The sequence below is a fragment of the Novosphingobium mangrovisedimenti genome, from assembly GCF_025153475.1.
In the GTDB taxonomy this organism is placed as follows: Bacteria; Pseudomonadota; Alphaproteobacteria; order Sphingomonadales; family Sphingomonadaceae; genus Novosphingobium; species Novosphingobium mangrovi_A.
In genome coordinates, this window is the sequence record NZ_JANZXA010000001.1 from 584083 (window position 1) to 608789 (window position 24707).

A 24707-nucleotide genomic window follows, 5' to 3' on the forward strand; every position below is an offset into this window, starting at 1 on the left:
CGCAGATGGCTCGATCGACGGAACGCGCGATCAACATGGCGCTGCGCGTGCTCGGCATCGGCGAGGCCGAGCGCGACCTGCGGAAAGTCGGCACGGCCGGCGAGCAGGGATTCGAGAAAGTCGGCAAGGCCGCGAACGGCGCGAACCGGGAGATCAGCGAATATACCGCGCGGCTGAAGCGCGTCACGGCCGCCGCCAAGCAGGCGTTCGATGCGCATCCGGACGTTCAGGTGGCGCGCCGCCTGGAGCCAGGCGGATACCAGGCGGCAAAGAACAAGTTCGTGCTCGACGCGATTGAGGCCGAGAAGAAGCTGATCCAGCAGGGCCTGCCCGAATCCACCGCCATCTGGGAGGCGGCCGCCGGCGGGGCCGAATCGTATGCCCTGTCGCTGGGAGCGGTCACGGCCGGGGCGACCGCCGCCGGAGCAGTACTGGTCGCGCTGGGCAAGCTCACGCTCGACGGACTGCAGGCATGGCAGGAGCACGAGCAGGAGCTGGCCGCGTTCGAGGCCCGCCTGCGCCTTGTCGGCAACCAGTCCGAAGCGACGGCAGGCCAGATCGAGGCGATGGCGGACCGGGTCGTCGACGCGACGCTGCAGACCCGGGACAGCGCGCTGTCCGCCGCGCAGGAGCTTTCGACGATTCCGGGCATGACCACGGAAGGTCTGGAAGCAGCGCTGGACGCCAGTTCACGCCTTGCCGATGCGTTGCAGACCGATGTCGCCAGCGTGGTGAGCGACATCACCGCGCCGGCGATCCGCGCGCTGGTGGATGGTGACCTGGAGGACTTCTACAAGACCACCAAGGGCAAGCTGTCTCCCGCGTTGCAAAAGCTCGTGCTGGATCTGGCGGAAGCTGGCAAGACGGCCGACGCGCAGCGCGCTCTGGTGCAGGGACTGGCCGAAGCGGCGGGCGACGGGCCCAACGGACTGAGCAAGGCGACCAACCGGGCCAGCGATGCCTGGGACCGGTTCAAGCGTTCCATTGGTGGATTCTTTGCCGAACCGGCGGCGCGCGGCCTGGATTTCCTTTCCGATCGTCTCGACGCGCTGCGCGGCAACATGGAAGACACGGGTGCAACATGGGCCCGCATCCTGCCGACGCTGGTTTCCAATCCGATACAGGGCGTCGGCCAGCTGGGAAGTCTGCTGTGGCGCACTCCGGACAAGAAGGAACAGGGAAGCGCCGGAAGGGCGTTGAACAGGCTGAGTTCCGCCAACCAGGCCGCTGCGGCCCGCGAACAGGCCGCAGCCGCGCGCGCGCTCGAACAGCGCTATGGCGGAGACACGCCGAATCGGGGTCGGTCCGGCAAGTCTTCCGCCGAGCGCGAGGCAGAGGCGCGCAAGCGCGAGGCGGAGCAGGCCCGCGCATCGGCGGACAGGGTATCCGAAGCGAACGACAAGGTCATTGCCAGCTATGACCAGCGGGCGCGCGAGGCCGAGGCCAAGATCGGCCTGGAAGGGGCCGCGCTGAAGGCTGTCGAGCGTGCGCAGCGCGTGGAGGCCGCGGTCCGGCGCATTTCCACCGAGGAAATCGAGAAGCAGGTCGAGGCGCGGCGCAAGGAAGCAGCGGCGGCGGGCAAGCAGTTCGACGAGGCGCAGGCCACGCGGGATGCCCGCGCGGCGGTTGCCGAGAAGGCCGACGCGGTGCGCGATCTGGCCGAGCGCTATGAAGATGCCAACGAGGCGCTGGCCGAGTTCAACGAAGGGCAGCGCCTGGCGGCGCGGATCCTGGATGAGCTGAAGACGCCGATCGACCATATCAACGATGCGGTGGACGAGGCGATCGTCGCGCTTCGTCGGCACAGGATTACCGTTGATCAGTTCGACCAGCGCATGAAGCAGCTGGCCTACGACATGGCCGATGCCCGGCTCGAAATGGACCACTCGCGGCAGGCCTGGATCGGCTTCGGGCAGGATGTCGGCCGATCGTTGAGCGATGTCGTGCTGTACGGGGGCAGTGCGCGCGACGTGCTGCAGCAGCTGATCCGGCTGCCGCTGGAACGGCTGCTGCAGCAGACCGTCGAGAACCCGATCGCCAACTTCATCGATACCAAACTGAACCTCAACCGCGACAGGAACGCCGCCGCCGAGCTGGTGAACCTGCCCAGGGGATCGCAGGTAGCCGGGGCGAACGTACAGCTGCTCGACGCCTCTGCCGGAAATGCGGCGGCATCGGTCACCAACCTGGCCAGTGCCGCGAACGGCGCATCGGCGGCATTTGGCGGTGCACCGCTGGCGCTGTCGTCTCCCATGGATGCCCTTGCGGCCAAAAGCGATGCGGCGGGGCAGGCGCTGGGCGAGCTGATCCCGCTGACCGGCCAGTTCGGCGGCGCGCTGGGGCAGTTGATCGCGATGCTGGCCGCGACGGCAGGGGGCGGCGCCGGCGGGGTCGGCGGATTGATCAGCGCGGCGGGATCGCTGATCGGCGGCGGTTCCGGGCTCGATGCCTCGGTGGCGCAGACGATCGCGGCGAACCCGGCGATCTTCGCATCGGGTACCGACAGGGTGCCGGTGGGCAAGCCGTTCTGGGTGGGCGACAACGGGCGCGAGCTGATGCAGTTCGACGGCGCGGGCAACCTGAGCGTGACATCCAACCAGAAGGCCCGGCGCTTTCTTTCCGAAAGTGGCGGCGGGGCGCCCACCATCGTCCAGCACATCACCATCCCGCCGCGCGCCGATCCGCGCCGGACGGCCGCCGGCATCGCGCGCAGCACGCAAGGCGCGCTGTCGCGGTCCAACCGCAAGGGACTGGCCAGCCCGGGAGACGACTGGTGACGACGACCATCCTCGACGACGTGCGGCTGCCCGAGAAGTGGAGCAAGGGTTCGAGCGGCGGGCCCGAGTTCCTGACCGGGCTGGTTCCCCTTGCCGGAGGCGGCGAGTATCGCCCCCGGCGCTGGACCAATCCGCTGCACCGCTACGACATCGCGCACAACGTGAGGAAGCCGGAGGACATCGCCGAGCTGCGATCGTTCCACTTCGCGCGCAACGGGCGGCATCGCGGTTTCCTGCTGAAGGACTGGCTGGACTGGACGAGCGCGTCCGATGGCCAAAGTGCGCCGATGGTGACCGACCAGTCGCTGGGGACCGGAGACGGGGTTGAAACGCAGTTCCAGCTGGTGAAGCGCTATGCCGACGCGATCAACCCGTTCGACCGCCCGGTTGCCTTTCCCGTCGTCGACACGCTGCTGATCGCGGCGGACGGCACGCCGATGGCCAGCGGGTGGAGTGTGGAGCGCGGGACCGGATTGGTGACCTTTACCGCCGCGCCCGCGATCGGCGCGGTGCTGACGGCCGGATTCGCATTCGACGTGCCGATCCGCTTCGATGACGACTGGCTTTCGATCAGCTGGGATACGATCAATTCGCGGAGCGCCGGGTCCGTCCCGCTGCAGGAAGTGCGCGGACCGTGGCAGGTGATCTCGTGAGCCGGCCCGGCACCCCCGCCGTGCTGACGGCGCTTTCATCGGGCACGCCCTTCGCCGCGGAATGCGTGATAATGGCGGCGCGGGACGGAACACGCGCAGGTTTCACCACGCTGGACGAGCCCGTGTACATCGATCTTAGCCTCGGCGCCGGGACGGACACCTGCGATGCCGACATGGTGCTGTCCGCCCTGACGCTGTCCGAAGGACTGGATGCCAGCTTCTTCGAGATGCAGGGCCCGCTCGGCCCCGTGCTGACCGGTCCGGAAGTGGACGGCGGCAAGTGGAACGATGCCGACGCCTGGCTGGTAGCCGTTTCCCCGGGCATAGCCGGTTTCGTGCCGTTGATGTCCGGCAAGGTACGCGAGGCGCGCAGCGAGGACCTACGCTTCGTGCTAGAGATCCGAAACCAGGGCGATCTGCTGAACCAGGATCTGGGCAAGGTGCTGACGCCCTATTGCGATGCCGATCTGGGCGATGCACGGTGCGGCTATGCTCTGGTGCCGGTAGCCGCCACGGTGACGGCGGTGACCGACGCCATGCGTTTTTCCATCGGCTATTCCGGAACATTCGCGGACGACCACTTCAACCTTGGCAAGATAGAGTTCACCGGCGGCGTGCTGGATGGCGTGGTCGCGAAGAACCTGTTCGACTTTACCAGCGGCGGGGTGGGTGCCGGGGCCGTGGTCCTGTGGGAACCGTTGCCCGCGCTTCCCCAGGTTGGCGACCCGCTGGAGATCGCCATAGGCTGCGCCAAGACGCGATCGGCATGCCGGGCATTCCATGGCGATACCAGGCCGTTTCGCGGATTTCCCGACCAGCCCGGGACCGAGCAGTTGCTGCAGTATCCGGATGGTACCGCATGATGGAAAGGCAACAGGACATCGGCGCCCGCATCGCTGCCGAGGCGGAACTGTGGATCGACACCCCGTTCCGCTGGCAGGGGCGCAAGAGAGGCGTGGGATGCGACTGCAAGGGGCTGATCGCCGGGGTGGCGGAATCGTGCGGACGGCCCGAGGCGGAAAGCCTCGAGGCGTTGTCGGGCGACTATTCCAACATCGTGGACGAGCGGCGGTTATTCGCCGGCCTGTCGCGGCTGTTCGACAGGGTCTCCGAGCGGCAGGCGGGCGACGTGCTGTTGCTGTGGATTGATGGGAAGGCACAGCACCTTGCCATCGCCGCACCATCATCGCGCCGTCCGGACCGCGTGATAGAGGCCATGATCGGCCGATTGGCTCGGGTGCGTCCGGGCATGGCGCCCTCGCATCGAGTGGTCGCGATATTTCGCTGGCGCCGCGATACGGATTGCGCCCGGGCGCGGGGGAGCGACTGATGCCGATAGAGAAGATCGTCCTTACCGTCGCGCTGGCGGCCGCCAACTACGGGCTTCAGGCCAGTCAGCGGATCAAAGGCCCGCGCCTCCAGGATACCCAGTTCACCGGCGGCGATCCGGGTGCGCCGCGCTGGCGATTCTGGGGAACCTGGCGCCATACGTGCACCGCGATCTACGGCGAAGAACTGTTCGGCGTGGAGCGCGAGGCAAAGACCAAAGGCGGGAAAGTCAACAACACGACCTATTTCGGAAGCTGGGATGTCGACGTGGCATGCCATGAGATCAGTGCGGTTACCCGGATGTGGTTCGATACCCACCTGGTCTACGACGTGACCGGCGCCGGGCCCGTCACGCCGTTCGAAATCGGCTATTCCGAAGTCACGGGAAAGAACGGGTCGACGAGCTTTCGCACCGTTTCCCTGCCAGACCACATGCGCATCTACCTGGGCGGCGAGGACCAGGAACCCGATCCTGACATGGAAGCGGCGATCGATGCCCAGTTTGGGGAGGGTTCCACGCCGGCCTATCGCGGTACGGCGCATATCAGCTTTCGCGACGTTCCGCTGGAGAAGTTCGGCAACCGCATTCCGCAGGTAACGGTGGAGGCCATCCGCGATCCCGGCGCCACCTATCCCAAGCAGACCGAGGCGACAGGGATTTCCGTCAATTACGCGGTGAGTTTTTCGCAAGACGGATCACGGCTGCTGCTTGCGGGAAACGGTCAATACGAAGTCTGGGACACCGTTACGCGCATACGGATGATTTCCGGCCCGATGCCGGAGCTGCCCGCCACGGGAAGCCTCGCACCGGCATCGAATGGCGGATGGTACATGCTCTACGCCGCAGGCGGAAACTTCTGGGTCTATCGTATTGCTGCGGATGGGCTGGGCGTGGTTCAGCTGCTGACCTCTTCCGACATTGCCGTGGGCCAATCGGCCATAAAGTCATGCATCGACGGAGCCGGTGCAACGCACTGGATGACGATTCCCTATACGGTGCTGCTGACGTTCTTCTTCGACGGAGCGGAACTGACCACGATGGACCTGTGCGGCATCGCGTTTTCCCCGCAGGACCTGTTCAGCGATGATTATGGAGACGTATGGATCGTCGGCGCGCCGCTGGGCACGACAACGCTGTGCTATTTCTATCGCATCGTGAACAATGGGCAGCGCGGTGGTCCTGACCTCATCGAGGTGATGCTGCCCAGCGAGTACGGAAATCCCCATGTCGTTCAGGCATGGCACTACAAGGATGCGGCCCATGATCATTTCGTGCTGGGCTGGTCTGATGCGAAGCTGCATGCGATCGACATGGATAACGGTTCGGTGTTGTTTTCCAGCGTCGGTGGGCTTCCGGTACCCTATACAACCGGTGCCGGCGGCAACACGGTTTGGGTGAATGGCGGCAGCAGTGTCAGCGAGTACAGTCTTGCCGATTTCTCGCAAATCAGGATCTATGAAACGAACAGCAGCGACGATCCCTGGGGCGTGATCGATCATAGTTATGGCATTCCCTACGATTCCTCGACGCATGCGCTGCTTGCCCTCGACGGTGGATTCAACTTCACGTGGCTTTCGCTGGATCGCGTGGCGCCGGGGGCAACGACCCTGCGCACTATCGTGGAAGACATCTGCACGCAGGCGGGCATCGATTCGGCGCAAGTCGATGCGACGGGACTGACGCAGGAAATTACCGGGTTCGGAGTGACCACGGGCACGGGGAAGGACTGGCTGGAGCCGTTGCTGACGCTGTATGACGTGGACTGCCGGCCGAACGGGTTCGCGCTGGAGTTCGTGCAACGAGGGGGAAGCGCGGGCGAAACGATCGCTGCCGACGATTTCGCACGGCCGGGCGATGCGTCGGAACCGTTCAGCCGCACCGCGGGATCGGGCGGGACCGATCTTCCGCGCACGGTCGTGCTGAAGTTTGCCGATGCCACGGCGGACCAGCAGCCCAATTCGGCCTTGTCAGGCCCGGTGGAGCGTGCGGACGGTACGCGGGAGCAGGTGATCGACATGTCGAACCTGGCGCTGACGCCCGACGAGGCCCGCCAGCTTGTCGCGCGGTATCACCGGCGGCTCTATTTCGAGGGCAGGCCCGCCGCCCTTGCGCTGCCGGCCTCCCGACTGACCCTGCAGCCGGCGGCGCGCCACCCGATCGCGTTCGATACGGTGACGCGCGATGCACGGCTGCACAGCATGGTACTGGGGGCGGACGGGCGCATCGATACCGAATGGCGCGACGACGACCCGTCGATCGCGCTGCTGGACGGCGCCAGCGGGGCATCGCTGGACGGTCACCGCCCGCAGGAGATCGTGGTGCCGGCCTTCGCCAAGGGGTTCGTGCTGGACATCCCCCTGATTCGCGATGCGGATAGTTCCGCCAGCCCGGTCGTCTATGCCGCTGCCGCGCCTTATGCTGAAGGCGCCTTTACCGGTGCGACGATCTGGCGCGCGGTGAGCGGCGAATATACCGATGAGCTTGCCGCTATCGCGGCATCAGCCGCCGCCACCTGGGGCGTGACGACCGATGCGCTGGGCGACGTTGCAAGCCCCTGGGTATGGGATCGGGGCAATACGGTGAACGTGCGCCTGCAGTCCGGTACGCTGAGTGGCACGACCGGCGCCGCGATCGATGCGAATCCTGCGCAGAACCTGGCCGCCCTGATCGCCGTGGATGGCACGGTGGAACTGCTCAATTTCACGACGGCCACGCTGGAAGGGGATGGCAGCTATACGCTTTCCGGCTTCAAGCGCGGCAGGCGGGGCACCGAATGGGCGACGGGCATCCATGCCACCGGCGACGTGTTCCTGCTGCTGGGCACGGTTGCCGTGGCGAAGCCGCTCGATCTTTCGCTGGTGAGCACCAGCCAGAGCTTCAAGGCGGCCGCGAACGGACGCAGCCTGTCGTCCGCCTTCGAGATCCCGATGGACCCGTTCAATGGCGCAAGCCTGATGCCGCGTGCCCCGGTTCACCTGCACCAGCTGAAGCTGGAAAACGGCGATATCGCGATGGAAGGGACGCGGCGCACGCGCGTGGGGGGGCTGCGCCCGCTCGCGCGATCGCGGCCGCTGTCGGAGAACAGCGAGGAATACGAGATCGAGATCCTCGATGGCGCAACGGTGGTGCGGACCGTAACCGCCCTGTCCAGCCCGTCCTATACTTATGCCGAGGCCGACCAGATTACCGATTTCGGCGGCGCACAAAGCAGCGTGGCGTGGCGCATGTACCAGATCAGCGATGCGGTCGGTCGCGGATTCGCCGCGGCTGCGTGATTTTCAGGAGAACTTGCAATGGCAACCCCGATTCTCGGGCTGGATGAGCTTGTCGCCGACCAGGCCGGGCAGGAAGAGACAATCAACGAGACGAACCGCTGGCTGGAGTTCCTTGCGGCGGGCGCGGGCATTGCCGACCGCGACCTTGCCGCGCCGCCGGGATCGCCGGCGGACGGCGTGGCCTATCTCGTTGCCGCCAGCGCGACCGGCGCATGGTTCGGCAAGGACGGCAATATCGCGCTCTTCATATCGAGCGCATGGACATTCAAGACGCCGGTTGAGGGGATGCGCCTCTACGTCAAGGACGAGGACGTGATCATCGCCTATGACGGCAGCAGCTGGTCGGCCTCTGGCGGCAGCATTCCGACCGAGGCCAGCGCTTCGGAGTTCTGGACCGGGACGGCGACCGGCAAATACGTTTCCCCCAGCAAGGCGTTCGCCGCGGCAGCGCCGCAGACATTGACCGATGCGGCGACGATCGCCGTCGACATGGCGACCGGGATCAACTTCAACGTGACGCTCGGCGGCAACCGGACGCTGGGCAACCCGACCAACGCCAAGGCCGGGCAGAGTGGCCGCATTCGCGTGACGCAGGATGCCACGGGTAGCCGGACGCTGGCATTCGGGGCGAACTGGAAGCATGTCGGCAGCGCGCCGACGATCGCGACGGCGGCGGGCGCTGTCGACCTGTTCGCCTATTTCGTGAACAGCGGTGCCGACATCGAGCTGTCGTACCTCGGGACGCTCGCCTGATGCTGCCGTTTCGCGCGCCGCTGTTCGCCCGACCGCAGGCCTCGTCTCCCGGCGGCGGATTCGGATCGCATGCTTACTGGCGTGTATTCTGCGAGGACAACTGGGGCGATGCTACGGGTATCGTCATTGCCGAAGTGGAATTTCTGGACGGCTCCGGTTCGGTCATCGCCGCCACTGGAGGTACAGCGATAGGTAGCGACGATTCCGCAACCAACGAGTTCTCCAAGGCGTTCGACGGGGGTGGCGGAGGATCATGGTTTGCCGATAGCGGCCCGACGAACCAGTGGATCGGCTACCACTATCCATCTACCGAACCTGTCGAGAAGGTTCGCCTGACCATGGTTGCATCGGGAACCAACTTCCTGACCCGGATGCCGAAGAACTGCAGGCTGGAATACTCCGACGATGGATCAAGCTGGACCACGGCGATCACGTTCATCAATGTCAGCCTGAAGGGCGCGCAATTCACCTATCCGGAGTCCGTTGCCCCCGGCGCCTACAAGATCTGGAAGGCTTTGGTGCCGTCGGTGAATTCCGGCACGCTCACGGTTTGCAAGGAATTCGAATGGCGTAGCGTTGTCAGTGGTGCAGATCAGACGCCGGTGTTCACGGACAATTTCGGCACCAGTGCAGGGCGGGTGATCTACAGTTCGCAAGCAGCCGGAGCCGACGCCTACAAGGCATTCACGGACAGCACTTCCGATCAATGGATCGGCAATTCAGGGTCGAACGAATACCTGGGCGTGATCTTCGCTACGGCGCTGGATATGGCCGAGATCGCATGGACCTGCCACGACAGCGGCTCCTATGCGCCTGCATCGATAGAGATTTACGGTTCGCATGACGGCGACACCTGGGACCTGATCGATACGCTTACCCCGGGCACATGGACTGGCGGCGAAACGAAGCAACTGGCGCTCGCGGCATGATGCGGATCAGTCGCCCGACTGCGCATGTTCCGGCAGCATCTGCGGCGAATATCGTTCCCGCCTCGATGTATTCGGCGTTGCGGTCCCGACAAAGTCCCGCAGGGCCGAGCGACAACGACGGTCGATCAGCAGGCCGATGATGAAGACGGCGGCCAGCGATGCGCAGAACATGGCTTCCGGTCCGAAGTCTGCCTTGAGCATCGCTCTCTCGACGTTCCAGTGGAGCGCATAGAGCGGAAATGAAAACGCGCCGAGGATGCGCCCCCATGCCGGTTGCCACCCCAGCCCGGCGAGTAGCACCATGGGCGTGAAGGCAAGGACAAAGACGATTTCAGTGCGGCCCGGCCATGTTGAGGCGAGTAGCACCATGGCGGGAAGACCGGCTGCGGCAACCGTCCAGTGCAGCCGCGCGGTCGTGCCGTTGAGGCGATAGATCAGCATGCCGAGGCAATAGGTCATGAGCACGCGCGGCGCAGCGAGCCAAAGCGTATCTTCCCACCCAATGTCCATGGTGTCGCTGCTGGCCGCGATCAGCAAGGCGCTGCCAGCGACAATCGCCACCAGAAACAGGTTGCGAGCCCGACCGAGGAAGAGCGCATGAACGGCATTCGCGACGAGTTCGAAGGTAATCGACCATGCGGGCGGATTGAGCGGGAAGGTGCCGCCTCCATACGGTATCAGCATGACGGCTGCGATGAATGGCAGGGCAGCCGCCTGCAGACTGTCCCCGTCTGCAACATGCGCGACAACAAGCCCCATGACCGCGCCGGCCGCCATGGGCAACCATAACCGGCGCCAGCGTGACACGATGAAGCGCGCCGGATCGCTTGTATCAGCGGACATAGCCATGACGAATCCGGACAACAGGAAGAAGAAGTCGACCACGAGGTAGTGTTGAAGAAAGAATATCTCGATGCCCGCCATCCGATAGGCATGGCCAACCGCGACCAATAGCGCGGCAATGCCACGCAGTGCATCGAGACCTTCGAGACGCTTCATGCCCCAATCGTCAAGCGATCTTCCAAAATTGCAAGTTAACAATTCACTCTGCCCCGAATTTGGGCACGGCGGGCAAGTATCATGACCAAACAAGGGGGCTGCATTGGATAGTCAGACAGCGTTCAACATCGTTATCGGCGGGTTCAACGTCATGATCGGACTGGCCGCCTTTCTGGGCGGGTGGATTCTGAACAACATCACCAAGTCGATCGACCGGCTCGACAACGACGTGCGCGACATGCCATCGACCTACGTCTCCAAGGTCGATTACCGGAACGATCTTCAGGACATCAAGGCGCTGCTGATGAAGATCGACGACAAGCTCGACGGCAAGGCCGACAAGTAATTCCGGGGCCAAAGCGGCCCGCACCTTCCGAAAGGACTGACATGAAACTCACGCTGGTTTCGCACTGGCGCCTGTGGTGGCGCCGGTGGTCGACATGGCTTGCCGCCGGCTATGCCGCCGTCTCGGCCGTCATCTTCGCGCACCCGGGCTTGTTTCTGAGCCTGCTGGGCATGTTCCCCGGCAATGCCCGGTACTTCGCCGCCGGCGGGCTGTTCGTGCTGCTGCTGATCGTGCCGGTGCTCGCGGTGAACGTGCGGCAGGCCAAGCTGCAGGAGAAGCGCGATGGCTGAACAAGTGAAGAAGGACGGCAAGAGTCGTTTTCTCGCAGTGCTGCTTACGGTTAGCGCCAGCGGGTTTGCCGCATGGCAGGTACACGAAGGGCTGACAACGACCGCCGTCATTCCAACCAAGGGAGACGTTCCGACGATCGGCCACGGATCGACGCGGTATGAAGACGGTCGCAAGGTCAAGATGGGCGATACCATCACGCGAGAGCGCGCCGCCGAACTTGCCCGAAACCTGATGGACGCGGATGCGCGCAAGTTCTCCGCCACGATTCCCGGCGTGTATCTCACCCAGGGAGAATTCGACCTCTACAACGATTTCGTGGGGCAGTACGGGCTCGGCAACTGGCGGGCATCGTCAATGCGCCGGAACCTGCTGCGCGGCGATTATGTAGCAGCGTGCCAGTCTCTCCTGAAATGGCGCAAGGCCGCAGGATACGACTGCAGCACGCTGGTGAACGGTAAGCCGAACAAGCGTTGCTGGGGCGTCTGGACGCGCCAGCTCGACCGCTACAACAAGTGCATGGGGGAGCAGGAGTGATGCGCGATCGTACCGAAGCCGACGATCGCCAAGCCGGAGGAGGCTGATGCTTGAAGGCCTCGCTCTCCGCGCCATCCTCTCCGCGATAGGCGGACGACTCTGGAAGAGCGCCCTCGGTCTGATCGATCTGGTCAAGCGCTACCCGTGGCAGTGCCTGCTCATTGCGGCGCTGTGCTGGGGAGGCTGGCAGTACCGCCGCGCCGACCTGTGGCATGCCCACGCCGATCGCGAAGCCGCCGCGCACCGCGAAAGCAAGATCCACTTCGCCGCGGCCCACCGCGAATGGTTCGACCGCGTCGCCCGTGCCGACGCCGCTCGCATCGCCGCAGAGCGACAAGCCAAGGAAACCGCCCATGATGCTCAAGTCTCGTATGACGCGCTGCTGGCCGATAATGCTGGCCTGCGCCATCACATCGCTCTCAACCGCCTGCGGCCAGGACAATCCGGTCTACAGCGTGCCCTGCCCACCGCCGGAACCGACGAAGATCACGGTCCCGCCGTTCCTGATGACGCCACCGCCGGTCCCCTCGTGGCGACGCGAGAATCCGACCTCGTCGTCTGCGACGAACTCTACGCCTATGCCTTCGGCGCCTACGGACTGATGCTCGACCTCAGGAACAAGGATCTCGCGATCCCTGCGCCTGAATTCGGCACCGCCACGCGCTGACATCACCCGGAGGACTACATGGACATCATCGACCTGGGCGGCGCGGTTCTCGACGCGCCGCAACTCAAGAGCGGTCGTCTCTACCGCAACGGCTCGATCCGCTATGCCACCGCCATCGGCGCCGAAGACCTCGGCCTCGATCGCGTGACGATCATCACCGGCCAGGGTGACGGCCTGCTGGCACGATCTATCCGCAATGCGCAGGTGACGGACTGTGAGGTGGTGTCCGATGGCGTGCCCAAGGACAGCACGCGCGGCCTGTTCTTCTACAACGGTGAAGGCATCACCATCGAGCGCCTGACGGTGCGGCGCGCGCGCATGGGCGTGGTGCTGCGGCAGATCACCGGAGGGCGGATCAGCGCCAGCGATTTCAGCGGCATCAGCGAGGATGCGGTGCGGCTCGTCTCCTGTTCCGATGTCGCCATCGTCGATTCCGACTTTCACGATTTCGCGGCAGATGAGGAGATCGGGGGGACTGGCCTTCACCCTGATAGTATCCAGCTTTTCACCGACGGCGCGGTTCCCAACCGTTCGATCACGATCGAAGGCAATCGCATGTGGCAGGGCGCCGGGTCGAAGTTTCCCGGCCCCTTTGCCCGGTACTACGCGGACAAGCCTTCTCCGGAGAAGCTCATCATCCGGCGCAACATCATCCTCTCCCGCGTCGGTAACGGTATTGTAGCGGCCGGCAGCGGCGAGGTGACGGACAACTTCGTGGCCGGTTATGCCGACGGCCCGGTGTGCAAGATTTCGTTCGCCGAGGACTGGAACGGCCCGGTCACCGGCAACAGGGCCCAGCACTACGTCGACAAGGTCAAGGGTTTTCAGGCGGGCTGGGCGCCGGCGGGAAACGAGATCATCGATCCCGTTGCGGACGAGAGCATGATCGATGGCTGGCGCGCGGCCCCGAAGCCGGTGCTGCCGGCCGGGCTGACCAACGAGATGTTGGCGTTTCTGGATGCGCGGTACGGGGCCTAGGCGTCTTCCAACTGGCGCTGGCGCAAAAGCGCCTCGCGAGCGGCCTGTGCCAGAAAGCCGCTGCGGTTGGCAGCCACCTTGTCGATCGCGGCCAGCAGGCCTTCGTCCATGGTGACGTTGATGCGTACGGAACGGCCGGGAAGTTCGGCCTGCACCATGACCAGAGCCGCCATATCCGCCTCCGGGTCGATTTCCAGATTGTCGAAATCGCTGGGCACCGGAATCTCCTCGCCATCGTGCACCATTTCCAGGATGTGCCCGGAAAGGGCCTCATGGGCGTTCATGACGGCTTCCTGCATGGTATCGCCAGCGGTCGTGCAGCCAGGAAGATCCGGAAAGAATACGCTGTAGGTTTCGCCCGCACGCTCGATAACGGCGGGATAAAGTGCAGTAGCCATGTCTCAGTCAAACGCGGCCTTGCAAGGCCGGTCCTTCCATTATCTTGGTCCAACGCACCCCTTCGGGCTCGCTCTTCCATTGTTTCAGTATAACGCACCCTTTCGGGCCCGTTCTCTCATTATCGTAGTGCAACGCGTCCTTTGGACCCGTTCTTTTGCTGCCTTAGTGTGTATTGATGTACACTGATTGTAGCAATGATGCAATATGTAATGCGCATCAGTGTGTATAAAGGCGATGCAGGCGAATGTGTGAAGCCCCTCAACGGAGCTTCACGCCACTCTGCTTCTCGATGCTCCTGATTGTCCCGATGCCCATGTCTGACTTGGGGTGTGGCACTGTGACCGTTCCGGGCCTTTCGGGGTGCTTGAAGTGCTGGTGGCTGCCTTTCTGGCGAACGAACCTCCAGCCTTCCGCTTCAAGTTTTTTTATGATCTCGCCGCTCTTCACTGCATTGCTCCTTTAGATGTGTATCTAATACACACTTAAGGACATCCAGTCAAGAAAAATACACACCAATACACACTTTCAGCGGTGAACCCATCTTTCATCAGTGCGCTTGATCGTGATCGGCTCCGTCCATGGGCGGCACAGCGCCAGTGCATCGTCAGGACTGCCATTCAACCAGCGATCCTCGTCGCCGGAGGACAGGATTACCGGCACCCTGTCGTGCACTTCGGCCGTCGCCTTGGCCGCATCGGTCATGACCATGGAATAGGCCGGCCCCCACTCCGCGCTGTCGCGCCAGATCCCAGCGCAGGTGAATACAGAGCGATCCGGCAGCGAAAGCCAGGTGCGCGTCTTGCGTCCTTTTGGTCCCTCGGCCTCTGCGAAGGCTTCCATGGGGATAAGGCAGCGACGCTCGCGGAAACTGGAGCGCCAGAAGCCGCTGTTCAGCTTGTCGGCCCGGGCATTGTTGACGGGTCTTGGGCGGGAACTGCCCTTCAGTGTCAGCGGGAAGCCCCATGCCATGGACCGCAGCTCTCCGCCGGCAACGACCATGCCGGAATAGCCGGGATAGACCAGTTCGCCCACGTTCGACGGGCCGGCCTGCCTTGCGCCGAACAGGCGGGCAACTTCCTCCTGGGCGCGGGCCATGCGGTAGAGGTTGCACATGGGCGGAAGGTGCGCCCGGGCCGGTCGGCCGTCAACCGGATGATGCCGTGCGGCGATCGCGCGCGCTCGGCGCAGCGCTTCCCTCTGGCGTAGACATCGGCCGGAACACGCCGGCCTTGAAGTTGAAGCGGTTCCAGCCATTGCACCCTGGCGTGAGCCGGCAACGACAGCGGCGATCTATGAGCGAGAACTGGGGGCCGACGCGTTCCGCAAGAGCGACCAGGTCCGCGTGGGTGAACTCGCGATAGACCCGGCACGTGTCGCACCAGACCTGTATCTCGCGCTCGCGCCGAATGATCAGTTCAAGGGTGGCTACGGCATCGAGGTTCGTGGATCGCATGGCGCATCAAGGCGCCAGCGCGACGAGTCGGGTCAAGGGTTTTGTTCTCGTAGTGTTCCAGTGGTGCGGCCCGGATGAGACAACATGCGGCATCCGGCTTGCGGGCGAGGCCTCTCCTCACCGCTGACATGCGGATTACCACCCGATGCGGGCAGTCTCAACGACCCAGCTGAGCAGAGACAGCAGATAGAGCGCGGCCAGCAACGCGAATTCGGTTCTGATGCTCACCGGGAATGCTCGCGAGGTACCGGACGCGGATCGATGCCGATCTGATGCAGGAGGTCGGCAAGTGCCTGCCCGTCTCGGCGCAGCAGATCCGCGCACGGTCGATCGAGGTGATTGAGCGCCGTTCGCTGGAACCGTGCGGCTGCCGCAGCGGCATCGTGGAGGGATAGATTGCTCATCCCATGATTTTACACGGTTCGGATAAGCCTTTGAATGAAAAGGCTGCAAATTGCCCACGTTTTACAAGTGAAGTGGCGGGAGTGTGCTGGTTCGCATCAGCTTGGAAGGCTAGGGCTTTACCACTAAGCTATACCCGCTCGATCAGGTCCCTCGGACCAGGACCGGCATAACCGCGTCGTGGCAGCCGCTTTCCACGATTGTCGCCGTTTCGTCAACGGCTTCTTGCCATGTCAGCGCAAGGATCTCGCAGGTTGGCGTCGCCATCGGGAGACCCGGCGCGGATCGCCTGGGCGGCTTCTGTGCCTCGATGCGCCGAACCGTGGCGTTGAGGACGGCAAAGCGCCGGCAAAGTGCCTATCTAGACAGGACAAGCGTATTCTCTCGCATGTGCAGCAATGATAGCATCAGGCGTCAGCAGATGAGGATTCACGGCACCATGAACGCATCACGGACACGCATTCCGACAGAACAAACCGCATCGACGCGGCGGCGTAACCCGCTCGACCTGCTGATGAATTCCGGTCTGGGCAAGTTGTTGCGCGGGATCGGTGTGGCGCCGCGGCGGGACAGCGGCGAAAGCCTGCTGGACCTTGCCGATGCCCTGCTGTCGCTGCGCGGGCGTGCCTCCGGGCCCGCGCTCGCCTCCGCGTTCTTCGACCTCTACGAGGCCGCCGACCTTGCCACGCGGCAGGATTTCCTTGCCCGGGTGCACGACCTTCACCCGGCGGATGCCAAGGCGATCGACAAGGCCATCGCCAAGTGGAACGACAAACGCGACGAGGCTGCCGCGCTCGCGCTCAATGCCGCCACCGAATCGCCCGGCGCACGGCTGATCAACCAGCTCAACCTGGCCCCGCAGGGCACGCAACGCCTGATCGGCATGCGCAAGGACCTGCTCGCCATCCCCAAGGCATCGGCGCCGGCGGGGCTCACCGCGCTCGACAAGGAGCTGGAGAGCGCCTTCACCGCATGGTTCAATGCCGGCTTCCTCGAATTGCGCAGGATCGCCTGGGATTCGCCTGCCGCACTGCTCGAACGCATCATCCGCTACGAGGCGGTGCACGAGATCCACGGGTGGGACGACCTGCGCCGCCGCGTCGAGCCGATCGACCGGCGCTGCTACGGCTTCTTCCACCCCCAGATGCGCGACGATCCGCTGATCTTCGTCGAAGTGGCGCTGACGCCGCAGCTGCCCGGCGGCATCCACCAGATCATCGCCGAGGAGCGCGAGACGATCGATCCGCGCGAGGCGAGCTGTGCGATCTTCTATTCGATCAGCAACTGCCAGGTCGGCCTCAAGGGTATTCCCTTCGGCAACCACCTGATCAAGCGCGTCGTCGGGCTGCTCAAGGAGGAGCTGCCGCACCTCAAGACCTTCGCCACGCTTTCGCCCGTACCGGGTTTCGCCAAGTGGCTCGCGAAGGAACAGGGGCCGGATACCAAGGTGCCGGGTGCCAGGGACCTGCGCCAGCTTGCCGCGCGCTATCTCGTCACGGCCAAGGGCCGGGGCAACCAGCCGGCCGATCCCGTGGCCCGCTTCCACCTGGGCAACGGCGCGCGGCTCGAGGCCGTCCACGCCAATGCCGACCTTTCGCCCAACGGGCAGAAGCAGTCGTACGGCGTCATGGTGAACTATCTCTACGATCTCGACGACATCGAGGCGAACTTCTTCGCGTTGACCGAGCTCGGCACCGTCGCCACCTCCAAGACCGTGCAGGCACTGGTCGAGGACAGCGAAGCGGGTGGCAAGAAAGGCGGCGGGAAGAAGTCCGGCAGCGCCAAGGAACCCGTGCCGGCCTGAAACCGGCACGGCGGCGGTCAGTCGCCCTCGAAATCCATCAGGGCTTCGACCGTCAGGCCTGCCGCACGTAGCCGGTCGGCCCCGCCGAGATCGGGCAGGTCGATGACGAACAGGGCCTCGGTCACGACGCCACCAGCCCGGCGCAGCAGTTCGACGGCAGCCAGCGCAGTGCCCCCGGTAGCGATGAGATCGTCGATCACGACCACTTTCTGCCCCTCGGCGATGGCGTCGGGATCAACCTCCAGCGTGTCGGTGCCGTATTCCAGAGCATAGTCGATCGCGAGGACCGGCACGGGCAGCTTGCCTGGCTTGCGCACCGGCACGAAGGGCAGTTCGAGCCGCGCAGCCACGGCCGCGCCGAAGATGAATCCACGCGCCTCGATACCGGCGATCACATCGGCTCCGACCGCGCGCGCGCGGTCGGCCAGCAGGCGGGTGGCCGCAGCGAACCCGGCCCCATGGCCGATCAGCGTAGTGACATCGCGGAAGAGGATGCCCGGCTTGGGAAAATCGGGAATCGCGCGGATGAGCGGCTTGAGGTCGTCTGCTGTCACGTTCGGCTCCGGCGGCTTTTCAAATGCGAAGCGCCCCCGCCATCAGGTGATGGCGGGGGCGCCGCGTTCAGGTCTCGCGACCCGATCTCAATGCTTCTTGCCGGCCCAGATGTTGCGGTACGACATGTAGCCCAGGATCGTGGCGAAGAGCAGAAAGCCCAGAACCGCCCAGCCGGTCTGCTTGCGCTTTTCCAGCTTCGGTTCGGCCGTCCAGATCAGGAACGCCGAAACGTCCTTGGCCATCTGGTCGACGGTGGCCTTGGTACCGTCGCCGTACTCGACCTGACCATCGGCCACCAGCGGCGGTGCCATGGCGAGGTTGAGGTTGGCGAAATAGGGATTGTAGTGCAGCCCGCTCGGCGTCTTCGCCTCGGGGAACTCCTTGATAAGTTCGGCCGGCTGTTCCGTGAAACCGGTCAGCAGCGAGTACACATAGGCCGGGCCGTCGTGGCGTGCCTTGGTCATCAGTGAAAGGTCCGGCGGAACCGCGTTGTTGTTCGCGGCGCGCGCGGCGATGTCGTTCGCGAAGGGCTTCGGGAAGTAATCCGTCGACGTGCCCGGACGCATGGTGGCTTCACCAGTGTTCGGATCGGTGCCCGGGACCGAGAAGCCGGCCGCGATCGCCTTCACTTCGGCATCGGTGTAGCCCAGCTGGGTCAAGTCGCGGAATGCGACGTGGCTCAGCGAGTGGCAGGCCGAGCAGACTTCCTTGTAGACCTGGAAGCCGCGCTGCAGCTGCTGACGGTCGAACTTGCCGAAGCCGCCGTCGCTGGCGAAGTGAACGTCCTTCGGCAGAAGGTGGTAGTGATGCTCGGCCGTCGGAGCCGCAGGTTCGGTGATCTGCGTATAGGCGCCCCTGCCAAAGGACCATGCCAGGGCTACCGTGAAGAACAGCCCGACGAGGATCGAGAGAATGCGTGCCATGTCTTTCGTCTTTCGTTCTAGCTGTTGATCACGCGGTGGGAGCCAGTTCCGCTTCCTCGTCCTTCCCGAGGACAGCCTCGGTGATGGAGTAAGGCAGCGGCAGCGGCTTCTCGATGGCCGAGACGATCGGCAGGATGATCAGGAAGTGCGCGAAGTAGTAGAGCGCGGCGATCTGGCTGAACATCACGTAGGGTTCCGCAGCCGGAGCGCCACCGCAATAGAACAGCACCGCCATCGCCGGGATCAGACCGAACCAGAAGAACTTCTTGTAGGTCGGACGGTACGAACCCGAACGGACCGGCGACTTGTCGAGCCAGGGCAGGAAGAACCAGACCAGGATCGCGCCGAACATCGCCAGCACGCCCATGAGCTTGGCCGGGATGAAGAAGAAGTCCTGGGTGAAGGCGCGCAGGATCGCGTAGAACGGCCAGAAATACCATTCGGGAACGATGTGCGCAGGGGTGCTCATCGGGTTGGCCGGGATGTAGTTGTCCGGGTGGCCCAGCGCGTTCGGGAAGAAGAACACCGCAGCCGCGAACAGGATCGCGAAGACGCCGATCGCCCAGCCATCCTTGGCGACATAGTAGGGATAGAACGGAACCGTGTCGCTCTCGCTCTTGATCTCCACGCCGGTCGGGTTCGACGATCCCGGGATGTGCAGCGCCCAGATGTGCAGGATGACGACACCCAGGATCACGAAGGGCAGCAGGTAGTGCAGCGAGAAGAAACGGTTGAGCGCGGCATTGTCCGGCGCGAAGCCGCCGAGCAGCCACTGCTGGAGCGGTTCACCCACGAACGGGATGGCACCGAACAGGCCGGTGATGACCTTGGCGCCCCAGAAGCTCATCTGCCCCCAGGGAAGCACATAGCCCATGAAGGCGGTGGCCATCATGAGCAGGAAGATCACGACGCCCAGCAACCACACCATTTCGCGCGGCGCCTTGTACGAGCCGTAGTAGAACCCGCGGAAGATGTGGATGTAGATCACCACGAAGAAGGCCGAAGCGCCGTTGGCGTGGGCATAGCGGAACAGCCAGCCCCAGTTCACGTCACGCACGGTCATCTCGATCGTGTCGAAAGCGACGGCCGTGTTGGATGCATAGTGCATGGCCATCACGATGCCGGTAACGATCTGGATCACCAGACACAGACCGGCAAGGAAGCCGAAATTCCAGAAATAGTTGAGGTTACGGGGAACCTCATAACCGCTGCCAACCGCGTTGTAGATGAGACGCGGCACGGGAAGCTTTTCGTCCATCCACTTCATGAAGGGATGCGACGGGGTATATTCCTTGGCCCAGGGAAAGCTCATGATCGTGATCCTCTCTCTTGGCCTTAACCGATCTTGACGACGGTGTCGGTGGTGAACTCGTATGCCGGAACCTCGAGGTTCTTGGGCGCGGGGCCCTTACGGATACGGGCGGCAGTGTCGTAGGCCGAACCGTGGCAGGGGCAGAAGTAACCGCCGAACTCGCCGCGGTTCTCACCCTCGCCGGCACCGAGCGGAACGCAGCCCAGGTGGGTGCAGACGCCCATGGTGATCAGCCAGTTTTCCTTGCCTTCCTTGGTGCGCTCGGCCAGCGTCTGCGGATCGCGAAGGCTCGCGACATCAACCGCATTGGCTTCCTCGATCTCCTTCGGCGTCAGATTGCGCACGAAGACCGGCTGCTTGCGGAAGACCGCCTTGATCGCCTGACCAGGCTGGATCGCGGAAATATCGACTTCAGTCGAAGAAGCCGCAAGAACGTCAGCTGATGCCGACATCTGGCTTACCAGGGGAATAACGACCCCAACGCCAGCGACACCCGCCGCGCTTACTGCGGCGATATTGATGAAATCGCGCCGCCGCACGCCATCTTCTTCTGCCATGTTTGCCCTTGCCTTGCTTTCGACAACTCGCTGCCGGACTACCGGCCACGAGCCAAGAAACTAACCCAAACGTAAGTCTGGTATCCCCCGTTACGGTGCTCAGACCGGGCGCGCCCCGGGCCAATACCGACTTGGCGGGCCTGATATACGTGAAAATCGGCCCTGCCAACCGCCTTTTTGGTCTATCCTCCAACGATGGGGAAAGGCTGCAGTATCAACCCGTCACCCCAGCCCGATCAGGGAAATCTGCCGCCCGTAGGATGCTTCGCCGCGATGGGTGGCGCGACGGAAAGAAAAGAAGCGGTTCGATTGCGGGTAGGTATCGAGCCCGAGGCGCTCCACCGAAGCCACGCCGGCCGCCGCGATCCGTGCGGCAACATAGGCTTCGAGGTCGAACTGGCAATGTCCTTCGCGCCCCTCGGCGAAGAACCCGGCATTGGCGCCATCGGCTGCGCAGAAGCGATCGCGGAAGGCCTCGTCGACCTCGTAGGACGGCCCGGCGATGCACGGCCCGACTGCCGCGACGATGTTCGATGCACTGGCGCCCAGCTTCTCCATCGCCTCCACGGTACAGTCGGTAACGCCGCCGATCGCGCCCTTCCAGCCGGCGTGGGCCGCGCCGACGACTCCCGCCGCGCGGTCGGCAAGCAGCACCGGCGCGCAGTCCGCCGTGAGAATGCCGAGCAGCAGGCCCGGCCGGTCGGTCACGAGCGCGTCGGCATGGGGGCGGTCGCTTTCCAGCCAGGGGTTGGCGCCGACCGTCACGCAGTCGGCGGAATGGACCTGATAGACCGTGACCAGCCGGGCCCCGGGCAGCACCGCCTCCGCGGCGCGACGGCGATTCTCCGCGATCAGCGCAGGATCGTCGCCCGAGCCATGCCCGACGTTGAGCCCGGCCACTTCGCCCTTGCTGACACCGCCCCGGCGGCCGAGGAACCCGTGCGGCAGGCCTTCGAGCGCCTGTGCGCGGTTGACCTCGACGGATTCGGTCCCGTCAGCCAAGGCTCTTCGTCACCTGCTCGCGCACATCGCGCGAAAGCGAAGGCTCGGCGGCGATCTTTTCCAGCTCGGCGCGCATCATTGCCGCGCGAACCGATTCGATTCGCCGCCAGCGCCCCAGCGAGGGCACGAAGCGCGCGGCCGTTTGCGGATTGATCGGATCGAGCCGGCGAATCAGGTCGCCGATCAGGCGATAACCCTCGCCGCTGGCATCGTGGAACGCCTTCGGGTTCATCGCCGCGCCCATGTAGAGCGCACGCACCCGGTTGGGATTGGTCATGGTGAAATCAGGATGCTCGGCCAGCTTGCGGATGTTCGCGAGCACCTGCGGATGGAACGAGCCCGCCTGCAGCGAGAACCACTTGTCGATGACGAGCGCGTTGCCTTCGTAACGACCGTGGAATTCCGCCAGCGCCTCCTCGCGCTCTGGCACGTCCAGACTGGCAAGGACGATCAGCGCGCCCTGGCGGTCGGTCATGTTGTCCGCCGCGCGATACTGCGCATAGGCGCGGCGCGCGCCCTCTTGCGCGTTGCCGGCGGCAATCAGGGCAAGCGCCTGGTTCTTGATCTTGCGCGCGCCCCGGGCCGCGGCGTCGCGCCCATAGGGGACGGCAACGGCGCGGTCGTGCAACGCGGTCAACGCGTCGGCATATTCGCGCCCCAGCCAAGTCTTGAGCGCCTCGCGCTCGGCATGGATCGCGCCCGGATCGGCCACCAGCATCTGTTCGGCCAGATAGCTCTCGGCAGGCAGGATCATCAGTTCGCCGCGCATCAGGTCGTCGAGCGCCGGATCGGTCAGGATCGCCGCGAAGGCCTTGCCGATCGCGGCACGCGCCTCGGCCCGCGCCGCATCGCCCAGCCCCTGGCCGACCGCCGCGACGAGATGCTGCACGACGAGGCTCTGCATTGCCTCATAGCGGGCGAAGGGATCGTCGTCGCGGGCGGCAAGGAACACGAGATCCTCGTTCGCCCGCTCGATGTCGATCGAGACCGGAGCCGAGAAGCCGCGGTTGATCGAAAGCACCGGCGGCTTCGCGAATCCCTCGAAAACAAAGCTGTCGCTGGCCTTGTCGAGCACGACCAGCTGCTCGCCGGCGTGAGTGCCGCTGTCGCGGTCGAACAGGGCGATGCGCAGCGGGATCGGCATCGGCTTCTTGTCGGGCTGGCCGGGCGTGACGGGAACGGTCTGCGAGAGACTGACCGTGGCGGTCGTGCCCTCATGGGACAGGCTGGCCGAAACCAGCGGCGTGCCGGCCTGCGAATACCACAGGCGGAACTGCGTCAGGTCGAGTCCGGCGCCGTCCTCGATCGCCTTGATGAAGTCCTCGCAGGTCGCCGCCTCGCCGTCGTGGCGCTCGAAATAGAGGTCGGTGCCTTTGCGGAACCACTCGGGCCCCGCCATGGTCCGCATCATGCGGATCACCTCGGCTCCCTTGTTGTAGACGGTTGCGGTGTAGAAGTTATTGATTTCCTGATAGGAATCAGGACGGATCGGATGCGCCAGCGGCCCCGAATCCTCGGGAAACTGCGCCGAGCGCAGGATGCGCACGTCCTCGATCCGCTTGACCGCCTCGCTGCCCATGTCGGCGCTGAACAGCTGGTCGCGCAGGACCGTGAAGCCTTCCTTGAGGCTGAGCTGGAACCAGTCGCGGCAGGTGATGCGGTTGCCCGACCAGTTGTGGAAGTACTCGTGCCCGATCACGCCTTCCACGGCGTCGTAGTCGCCGTCGGTCGCGGTTTCGGGGTCGGCCAGCACGTAGCGGGTATTGAAGACGTTGAGGCCCTTGTTCTCCATCGCCCCCATGTTGAAGTCGGAGACGGCGACGATGTTGAACAGGTCGAGGTCGTATTCGCGCCCGAAGACCTGCTCGTCCCACTTCATCGAGGCGATCAGCGAATCCATCGCGTGCTGGGTGCGGCCCTCGTCGCCCGGGCGGACCCAGATGTTGAGATCGACCTCGCGGCCCGACATCGTGGTGAAGGTGGAATGATTGGCCACCAGATCACCCGCGACGAGCGCGAAGAGATAGCTCGGCTTGGGCCAGGGATCGTGCCATTCGGCCCAGTGGGCGCCGTCCGCATCCTCGCCCTGCGCGGTGCAGTTGCCGTTGGACAGCAGGATCGGGAAAGTCGCCTTGTCACCCGTCATCCGCACCGAATAGGTCGAGAGCACGTCCGGCCTGTCGGGGAAGAAGGTGATGCGGCGGAAACCTTCCGCCTCACACTGGGTGCATAGCATGCCGTTCGAGGCGTAGAGCCCCATCAGCTTGCTGTTGGCGGCCGGGTTCACTTGCGTTTCGACCTCGACGAGGTGTTCCGCCCCCGGCAGCTCGACCAGCAGGTCCGGCCCCTCGAGACGCCAGTCGTTGATGGCCTCTCCGTCCACGCGCACGGCGAGCGCCGCGATCTGGTCGCCGTGGAGGCGCAGGGCGGTCGCGCCGGCGGCATCCGGATTGCGCACGACCTTCAGCTTCGAGACGACCCGCGTCTCGTCGATGCCGAGCGCGAAATCGAGCGCGATCTCGGGGACCAGCCATGCCGGCGGCAGGTAATCCTCGCGGCGGATGACCGGCGGCGCCTGCGGCGGCGAAGCCGCATCGGCAACCTGCGTGTTCTCTTGGGCTTCGGTGGGTGTGCTGGCGATGTCCATGAGTGTCTAATTAGCCCTTCGCGATGCGATTGCCAGCAGGACCAGCGCGAATTTTGCCGCCATCGCGGAGAAAGCCGCAACCGGAACCGCGAGGAACGGTTCAATCCTGCCCGGAAAGCCT

The 24707-nt window shown here is 64.5% G+C and carries 25 protein-coding genes; 14 read left to right on the forward strand and 11 right to left on the reverse strand.

From position 1 onward, the window contains the following. Positions 1-5 precede the first annotated feature (5 nt). Genes NZK81_RS03115 through NZK81_RS03145 form a run of 7 tightly spaced genes read left to right on the forward strand, consistent with a single transcriptional unit; the run spans position 6 to position 9717 of the window. Positions 6-2777 (forward strand): phage tail length tape measure family protein, encoded by a 2772-nt coding sequence (locus NZK81_RS03115; protein WP_260043708.1) that lies wholly within the window; start codon positions 6-8, stop codon positions 2775-2777. Further along, the gene (locus NZK81_RS03120) at positions 2774-3430 is read left to right on the forward strand and encodes a DUF2460 domain-containing protein (protein ID WP_260043710.1); all 657 of its coding nucleotides are present in this window, start codon (positions 2774-2776) and stop codon (positions 3428-3430) included. The genes NZK81_RS03115 and NZK81_RS03120 overlap by 4 nt, the downstream gene beginning before the upstream one ends. Further along, positions 3412-4293, forward strand: coding sequence for a DUF2163 domain-containing protein (locus tag NZK81_RS03125; protein ID WP_260043712.1), 882 nt, complete (start codon positions 3412-3414; stop codon positions 4291-4293). Before NZK81_RS03120 ends, NZK81_RS03125 begins: the two co-directional genes overlap by 19 nt. After that, positions 4290-4760 (forward strand): C40 family peptidase, encoded by a 471-nt coding sequence (locus tag NZK81_RS03130; RefSeq protein WP_260043714.1) that lies wholly within the window; start codon positions 4290-4292, stop codon positions 4758-4760. The genes NZK81_RS03125 and NZK81_RS03130 overlap by 4 nt, the downstream gene beginning before the upstream one ends. Beyond that, positions 4760-8035 (forward strand): phage tail protein, encoded by a 3276-nt coding sequence (locus NZK81_RS03135; RefSeq protein ID WP_260043716.1) that lies wholly within the window; start codon positions 4760-4762, stop codon positions 8033-8035. Before NZK81_RS03130 ends, NZK81_RS03135 begins: the two co-directional genes overlap by 1 nt. Positions 8036-8053: 18 nt before the next feature. Then, positions 8054-8788 (forward strand): DUF2793 domain-containing protein, encoded by a 735-nt coding sequence (locus NZK81_RS03140; RefSeq protein ID WP_260043718.1) that lies wholly within the window; start codon positions 8054-8056, stop codon positions 8786-8788. After that, positions 8788-9717 (forward strand): discoidin domain-containing protein, encoded by a 930-nt coding sequence (locus NZK81_RS03145; RefSeq protein WP_260043720.1) that lies wholly within the window; start codon positions 8788-8790, stop codon positions 9715-9717. Before NZK81_RS03140 ends, NZK81_RS03145 begins: the two co-directional genes overlap by 1 nt. Positions 9718-9723: 6 nt before the next feature. Here NZK81_RS03145 and NZK81_RS03150 read toward each other — a convergent pair whose 3' ends face one another. Continuing rightward, positions 9724-10716 carry an acyltransferase family protein gene (locus NZK81_RS03150; RefSeq protein WP_260043941.1) on the reverse strand — a complete coding sequence of 331 codons (993 nt, stop codon included), beginning with the start codon at positions 10714-10716 and terminating at the stop codon, positions 9724-9726. A gap of 103 nt (positions 10717-10819) precedes the next feature. Here NZK81_RS03150 and NZK81_RS03155 point away from each other — a divergent pair, with 103 nt between their 5' ends. Genes NZK81_RS03155 through NZK81_RS03175 form a run of 5 tightly spaced genes read left to right on the forward strand, consistent with a single transcriptional unit; the run spans position 10820 to position 13532 of the window. Then, the gene (locus NZK81_RS03155; RefSeq protein ID WP_260043722.1) at positions 10820-11062 is read left to right on the forward strand and encodes a hypothetical protein; all 243 of its coding nucleotides are present in this window, start codon (positions 10820-10822) and stop codon (positions 11060-11062) included. A 41-nt stretch (positions 11063-11103) separates the two neighbouring features. Continuing rightward, positions 11104-11352 carry a DUF7940 domain-containing protein gene (locus tag NZK81_RS03160; RefSeq protein ID WP_260043723.1) on the forward strand — a complete coding sequence of 83 codons (249 nt, stop codon included), beginning with the start codon at positions 11104-11106 and terminating at the stop codon, positions 11350-11352. Next, positions 11345-11887: a glycoside hydrolase family protein gene (locus NZK81_RS03165; protein WP_260043724.1), complete on the forward strand. Its 543-nt coding sequence runs from the start codon at positions 11345-11347 to the stop codon at positions 11885-11887. The genes NZK81_RS03160 and NZK81_RS03165 overlap by 8 nt, the downstream gene beginning before the upstream one ends. Positions 11888-11933: 46 nt before the next feature. Beyond that, positions 11934-12554 carry a hypothetical protein gene (locus tag NZK81_RS03170; RefSeq protein WP_260043726.1) on the forward strand — a complete coding sequence of 207 codons (621 nt, stop codon included), beginning with the start codon at positions 11934-11936 and terminating at the stop codon, positions 12552-12554. Positions 12555-12572: 18 nt separating this feature from the next. Beyond that, positions 12573-13532: a right-handed parallel beta-helix repeat-containing protein gene (locus tag NZK81_RS03175; RefSeq protein WP_260043728.1), complete on the forward strand. Its 960-nt coding sequence runs from the start codon at positions 12573-12575 to the stop codon at positions 13530-13532. Here NZK81_RS03175 and NZK81_RS03180 read toward each other — a convergent pair. From NZK81_RS03180 to NZK81_RS03195, 4 genes are all read right to left on the reverse strand, one after another. Beyond that, a complete protein-coding gene (locus NZK81_RS03180; protein WP_260043730.1) occupies positions 13529-13930 on the reverse strand; it encodes a type II toxin-antitoxin system HicB family antitoxin in 402 nt (133 codons plus the stop codon). The genes NZK81_RS03175 and NZK81_RS03180 overlap by 4 nt on opposite strands. Positions 13931-14189: 259 nt before the next feature. After that, a complete protein-coding gene (locus NZK81_RS03185; protein WP_260043732.1) occupies positions 14190-14378 on the reverse strand; it encodes a type II toxin-antitoxin system HicA family toxin in 189 nt (62 codons plus the stop codon). A 78-nt stretch (positions 14379-14456) separates the two neighbouring features. After that, positions 14457-15044: an SOS response-associated peptidase gene (locus NZK81_RS03190; RefSeq protein ID WP_260043735.1), complete on the reverse strand. Its 588-nt coding sequence runs from the start codon at positions 15042-15044 to the stop codon at positions 14457-14459. A 31-nt stretch (positions 15045-15075) separates the two neighbouring features. Then, positions 15076-15384, reverse strand: coding sequence for a hypothetical protein (locus NZK81_RS03195; protein ID WP_260043737.1), 309 nt, complete (start codon positions 15382-15384; stop codon positions 15076-15078). A 233-nt stretch (positions 15385-15617) separates the two neighbouring features. Here NZK81_RS03195 and NZK81_RS03200 point away from each other — a divergent pair, with 233 nt between their 5' ends. Beyond that, the gene (locus tag NZK81_RS03200) at positions 15618-15779 is read left to right on the forward strand and encodes a hypothetical protein (RefSeq protein WP_260043740.1); all 162 of its coding nucleotides are present in this window, start codon (positions 15618-15620) and stop codon (positions 15777-15779) included. A 446-nt stretch (positions 15780-16225) separates the two neighbouring features. Next, positions 16226-17590, forward strand: a complete 1365-nt coding sequence (locus NZK81_RS03205; RefSeq protein ID WP_260043742.1) for a malonyl-CoA decarboxylase — start codon at positions 16226-16228, stop codon at positions 17588-17590. 17 nt (positions 17591-17607) lie between these two features. Here NZK81_RS03205 and NZK81_RS03210 read toward each other — a convergent pair whose 3' ends face one another. The 6 genes from NZK81_RS03210 to pepN all read right to left on the reverse strand — a co-directional run bounded on the left by NZK81_RS03210 (position 17608) and on the right by pepN (position 24586). Continuing rightward, on the reverse strand, positions 17608-18144 hold the full coding sequence (locus tag NZK81_RS03210; protein ID WP_260043744.1) for an adenine phosphoribosyltransferase: 537 nt from the start codon (positions 18142-18144) through the stop codon (positions 17608-17610). A gap of 87 nt (positions 18145-18231) precedes the next feature. Then, entirely contained in the window at positions 18232-19068 is an 837-nt protein-coding gene (locus tag NZK81_RS03215) for a cytochrome c1 (RefSeq protein ID WP_260043746.1), read from the reverse strand. Positions 19069-19096: 28 nt separating this feature from the next. Then, on the reverse strand, positions 19097-20380 hold the full coding sequence (locus NZK81_RS03220; protein WP_260043748.1) for a cytochrome b: 1284 nt from the start codon (positions 20378-20380) through the stop codon (positions 19097-19099). Positions 20381-20403: 23 nt separating this feature from the next. Next, positions 20404-20937, reverse strand: coding sequence for a ubiquinol-cytochrome c reductase iron-sulfur subunit (gene petA, locus NZK81_RS03225; protein ID WP_260043750.1), 534 nt, complete (start codon positions 20935-20937; stop codon positions 20404-20406). A 222-nt stretch (positions 20938-21159) separates the two neighbouring features. Further along, positions 21160-21939, reverse strand: a complete 780-nt coding sequence (gene pgeF, locus NZK81_RS03230) for a peptidoglycan editing factor PgeF (protein WP_260043752.1) — start codon at positions 21937-21939, stop codon at positions 21160-21162. Then, the gene (gene pepN, locus NZK81_RS03235; protein WP_260043754.1) at positions 21932-24586 is read right to left on the reverse strand and encodes an aminopeptidase N; all 2655 of its coding nucleotides are present in this window, start codon (positions 24584-24586) and stop codon (positions 21932-21934) included. Before pepN ends, pgeF begins: the two co-directional genes overlap by 8 nt. Positions 24587-24707: the final 121 nt, after the last annotated feature.

Excerpts from the sequence above, each read along its gene's own strand:
- NZK81_RS03190 (WP_260043735.1), bottom strand. The coding sequence starts at position 15,044 with ATGTGCAACCTCTACCGCATGGCCCGCGCCCAGGAGGAAGTTGCCCGC.
- NZK81_RS03215 (WP_260043746.1), bottom strand. The coding sequence starts at position 19,068 with ATGGCACGCATTCTCTCGATCCTCGTCGGGCTGTTCTTCACGGTAGCC.
- NZK81_RS03175 (WP_260043728.1), top strand. The coding sequence starts at position 12,573 with ATGGACATCATCGACCTGGGCGGCGCGGTTCTCGACGCGCCGCAACTC.
- NZK81_RS03140 (WP_260043718.1), top strand. The coding sequence starts at position 8,054 with ATGGCAACCCCGATTCTCGGGCTGGATGAGCTTGTCGCCGACCAGGCC.
- NZK81_RS03220 (WP_260043748.1), bottom strand. The coding sequence starts at position 20,380 with ATGAGCTTTCCCTGGGCCAAGGAATATACCCCGTCGCATCCCTTCATG.
- NZK81_RS03145 (WP_260043720.1), top strand. The coding sequence starts at position 8,788 with ATGCTGCCGTTTCGCGCGCCGCTGTTCGCCCGACCGCAGGCCTCGTCT.
- NZK81_RS03205 (WP_260043742.1), top strand. The coding sequence starts at position 16,226 with ATGAACGCATCACGGACACGCATTCCGACAGAACAAACCGCATCGACG.
- NZK81_RS03135 (WP_260043716.1), top strand. The coding sequence starts at position 4,760 with ATGCCGATAGAGAAGATCGTCCTTACCGTCGCGCTGGCGGCCGCCAAC.
- NZK81_RS03180 (WP_260043730.1), bottom strand. The coding sequence starts at position 13,930 with ATGGCTACTGCACTTTATCCCGCCGTTATCGAGCGTGCGGGCGAAACC.
- NZK81_RS03130 (WP_260043714.1), top strand. The coding sequence starts at position 4,290 with ATGATGGAAAGGCAACAGGACATCGGCGCCCGCATCGCTGCCGAGGCG.
- pepN (WP_260043754.1), bottom strand. The coding sequence starts at position 24,586 with ATGGACATCGCCAGCACACCCACCGAAGCCCAAGAGAACACGCAGGTT.
- NZK81_RS03200 (WP_260043740.1), top strand. The coding sequence starts at position 15,618 with ATGCTCGCGAGGTACCGGACGCGGATCGATGCCGATCTGATGCAGGAG.
- NZK81_RS03160 (WP_260043723.1), top strand. The coding sequence starts at position 11,104 with ATGAAACTCACGCTGGTTTCGCACTGGCGCCTGTGGTGGCGCCGGTGG.
- NZK81_RS03170 (WP_260043726.1), top strand. The coding sequence starts at position 11,934 with ATGCTTGAAGGCCTCGCTCTCCGCGCCATCCTCTCCGCGATAGGCGGA.
- NZK81_RS03150 (WP_260043941.1), bottom strand. The coding sequence starts at position 10,716 with ATGAAGCGTCTCGAAGGTCTCGATGCACTGCGTGGCATTGCCGCGCTA.
- NZK81_RS03195 (WP_260043737.1), bottom strand. The coding sequence starts at position 15,384 with ATGCGATCCACGAACCTCGATGCCGTAGCCACCCTTGAACTGATCATT.
- petA (WP_260043750.1), bottom strand. The coding sequence starts at position 20,937 with ATGGCAGAAGAAGATGGCGTGCGGCGGCGCGATTTCATCAATATCGCC.
- NZK81_RS03165 (WP_260043724.1), top strand. The coding sequence starts at position 11,345 with ATGGCTGAACAAGTGAAGAAGGACGGCAAGAGTCGTTTTCTCGCAGTG.
- NZK81_RS03115 (WP_260043708.1), top strand. The coding sequence starts at position 6 with ATGGCTCGATCGACGGAACGCGCGATCAACATGGCGCTGCGCGTGCTC.